This window comes from Armatimonas sp., assembly GCF_031410135.1.
Lineage (GTDB): Bacteria > Armatimonadota > Armatimonadia > Armatimonadales > Armatimonadaceae > Armatimonas.
The window spans coordinates 1-3,022 of the sequence record NZ_JANNYP010000041.1 but is presented as its reverse complement, the minus strand read 5'-3'; the positions used below and the strand labels follow the sequence as shown (position 1 = coordinate 3,022).

At 61.5% G+C, this 3,022-nt stretch carries 2 protein-coding genes and 1 pseudogene; all 3 read right to left on the bottom strand.

Going from position 1 to position 3,022, the window contains the following annotated elements; genetic code table 11:
• A pseudogene (locus tag RMO15_RS01495) lies at window positions 1-425 on the bottom strand (carbamoyl-phosphate synthase subunit L); the annotation flags it as partial.
• A 92-nt stretch (window positions 426-517) separates the two neighbouring features.
• Window positions 518-1,459, bottom strand: coding sequence for a DMT family transporter (locus RMO15_RS01490; protein ID WP_309707167.1), 942 nt, complete (start codon window positions 1,457-1,459; stop codon window positions 518-520).
• On the bottom strand, window positions 1,456-3,022 hold a 1,567-nt coding region (locus RMO15_RS01485; RefSeq protein WP_309707166.1), incomplete at its 5' end, for a glycosyltransferase family 39 protein. The genes RMO15_RS01485 and RMO15_RS01490, both read right to left, overlap by 4 nt.

Genomic DNA, 3,022 nt, shown 5'->3' with positions numbered 1-3,022 from the left:
GGCTCCCCAATGCGCCGCATCAGCGCACGGAACTGTTCGCGGTCTTCGGCCATCTGGATTGAGCGCAGCGACGTTCCCAGGAGCTTGACATTGAACTCGTCCAGAATCCCTAGCTCGGCGAGCTTGGCCGCCATGTTCAGGCCCGTCTGCCCCCCGAGGGTTGGCACGAGGCCATCGGGGCGCTCACGGTCAATGATCTTGCGCAGGAACTCCGGGGTGAGTGGCTCGATATAGACCCGGTCGGCCATCTCGACATCGGTCATGATCGTCGCCGGGTTGGAGTTAACCAAGACAACCGAGCAGCCCTCCTCACGGAGCGCACGGCATGCCTGCGCCCCGGCGTAGTCAAACTCCGCGGCCTGACCAATCACGATCGGCCCGGAGCCGATCACCATAACTTTCTTAATTGCTGGATCTTTTGGCATAGTTTTCTACCTCGTTTCCCTCCCTCCCCCCGGCCCCCTCCCTCCCGATAACGGGAGAGAGGGGGAGTTCGAGGGGGTTTTACCCTCTCCCATTATTGGGAGGGGGTGGCGCGGAGTGCCTGGGGAGGGGAAATGTCTTTCTTTTTCCTTGTCAGGAGTATTCCTGTAATAATCAAGCCGCCCCCGAGCACGTGCCAGAGGGTGATGGGCTCATGGATCATAAAGTACGCACCCACGGCGGCGGCAAAGGGCAGGGCGTACATGGCGCTAGTGGCGGCAACGGTTCCTACGCTTCCGACCGCGGCGTTCCAGGCGACAAAGCCAAAGAGCGTGGTCGGGACGGCGGTCCAGAAGACGGCAAGCCAGGTCTGGGGCGCGACGGCGGCAAAGTCAAACGAGCTCCCCCGCCAGAGAACGTAGGGCAGGCTCCAGAGCGCCCCAAAGCCCACATTGCCGAGCGTCACTTTGAGCGCGGGTGTGGACTGGAGCTGGTTGCCCAGAAGCGTCAGGAAGCCGCCGTGCAGGGCGGCGCGAAGCAGCGCAAGCGCATCGCCGCGCCAGGTATCGCCACTAAAGTGGAGGCCGCCGGGTGCGTGGGTTGCCACCAGTGCCACCCCGATCAGCGCGATTCCGGCACCAAGGAGCGCTTTCTTGCCAAACGGCTCGCCGTACAGACCACGTGCCCAGAGCGCCGTCGAGAGTGGGATCGTTCCGTGCGAGAGCAGCGTGAGATTGGCGACGGAGGTGTAGCGAATGGCGAGGGCCTGGATAATCTCCCCCACGACAATGGAAGAGAGCCCGAAGCAGGCGTACATGGCGAGCTCGCGGCGGGTGAACTTGAGCAGCGTGCGGTCCTGCCAGCCCAGGCCCAGTGCAAGTAGCGGCGCAACAAAACAAAAGCGCAGGCCCGAGAGAAAGATGGGGTCGAAGGCGAGGCCACTGGCGGGGCGCATCGCCACTTTAAGCGCCGTCGCATTGACGCCCCAGATGGCAATACAGAGGATAATAACCGTCCACGCAAGGCGTCTACTCATTGCCGTGCCTCAGCAGGAATTTTGTAGAGTGTCAGGCTCTCACTGCCCAGGAGAAAGTGCTCGCGCTCATTGGCATTTTGCAGCACCTCAGGTGCGACTTTGTTCCAGTACTTGAGCCGTGCCGGGACTTTCGTGAGCATTACGTACTCAGCCTGGAAGGTCTGGATCGGCTTTTTATCATTCGCCAAACCAGGGTAAAAAACAGGGATTCCGCGCAGGCTATTTTCCAGGCAGAGTGGCGCGGCTTCCCCTAAAACGATTGTCCCAGCGGGGAGCTGCTGCCCAAGTTTCCGACTTGCATCTCGTAGTGTGTAGGCGCGGCTCACGGCCCAGTGCCCCACAAAGACAAGATTGAGCAGGAGCGCCAGTGCCACTAGGCCCGTATGCAACCGGAAGTGCCGGGGCCATCGCCGCTGCCGAAGCGCCAGAGTAAGACCCACCAAAGTCAAGGCCGTCGCGAGCCACTCGGCCACCCCAGGCTTGAGCGCAAGGCAGAGTGCGGAAGCCAGGAGATGATCTAGAAGGAAAAATGCAGGAATCCCAAGCCCAAGAGCACGAGCCCGCCGCCTTGTGCGCCAGAGCCGCCAGAGGGCAGGCAAGCGTTGTAACGTAATTACCGCAAGCCCGATCAGCGCGGGTAGGAACAGTAAGAAATAGCGTGTCGGAATGTAGCGGCTCAGCGCGAGTGATCCCATTCCCAGCGCGACCCAGCTCACCAAAACACGCCAGAGAAAGTCGCGCTTGCGCCGCCGCCAGCCGATTCCAAAGAGCCCGACCAGCCCTAAGGTCGTCACCACCGGAGCCTGGGTCTCTAAGCAGTGCAGCATATAGCGCTTGGTTGTCCGCTGGGAGCCAAAGAGAGCGTAGCTCACGCACCGACCCGCTTCGGCCACCGAGCGTGGCTGGGACTGCCGGGTACGGTAGAAGTTGGTCATGTGCGCGATCTCAGCACGGTGGGGAATTCCCCAGAGAGCGCCGTAGATTGCCAGCCCCACCAGTGCGCCGGCGACATAGGGAAGCGCCTGTTTTCGACGTGCCCAGCCAAAGGCCAACAGGGGCACCGGCAGGAAGATCGCATAGGTCGCTTTGAAGGCCAGTGTGGAGGCGGCCAGTAGCCCTGCGACAAGAAGTCCCCCGCTCGTGCCCAGTGAGAGACACCAAAACGTGGCGCAGTGGATCAGGGTCGCAGGAAGCTCCATCAGCGCGAGGCGGCTGTAGCCCCAGAAGAAGACATCGGTGCCCAGCAGTGCAAGGCCAGTGAGGGCTGTTTTCTTCCCAAAGCCCCGCCGAAGGCCATCCCAGAAGAAAAAGAGCGCAAGCAGCGAGGCAAGCACCGAGAGGCTGCGGGCGACGATCAGCCCGACACCAAATTTTCCAAAAACCAAGCGCTGCGCCAGATCTAGGAGCGGCATCAGGTTGGCGTTGTTAAACCCGTCCAGCCGTGCCTGCCCAAATAGAATCGCATTTCGGGCGTTGTAGGTATAGAACCCCTCGTCCGTCCAGATGCCCGAGCTCCAGTCTAGCAGTGGCCATGGGTCTGCATCGAGCCAAAGAAAGCGCGAG

Coding starts and splice junctions, on each gene's coding strand:
- RMO15_RS01490 (WP_309707167.1), bottom strand. CDS start 1,459: ATGAGTAGACGCCTTGCGTGGACGGTTATTATCCTCTGTATTGCCATC.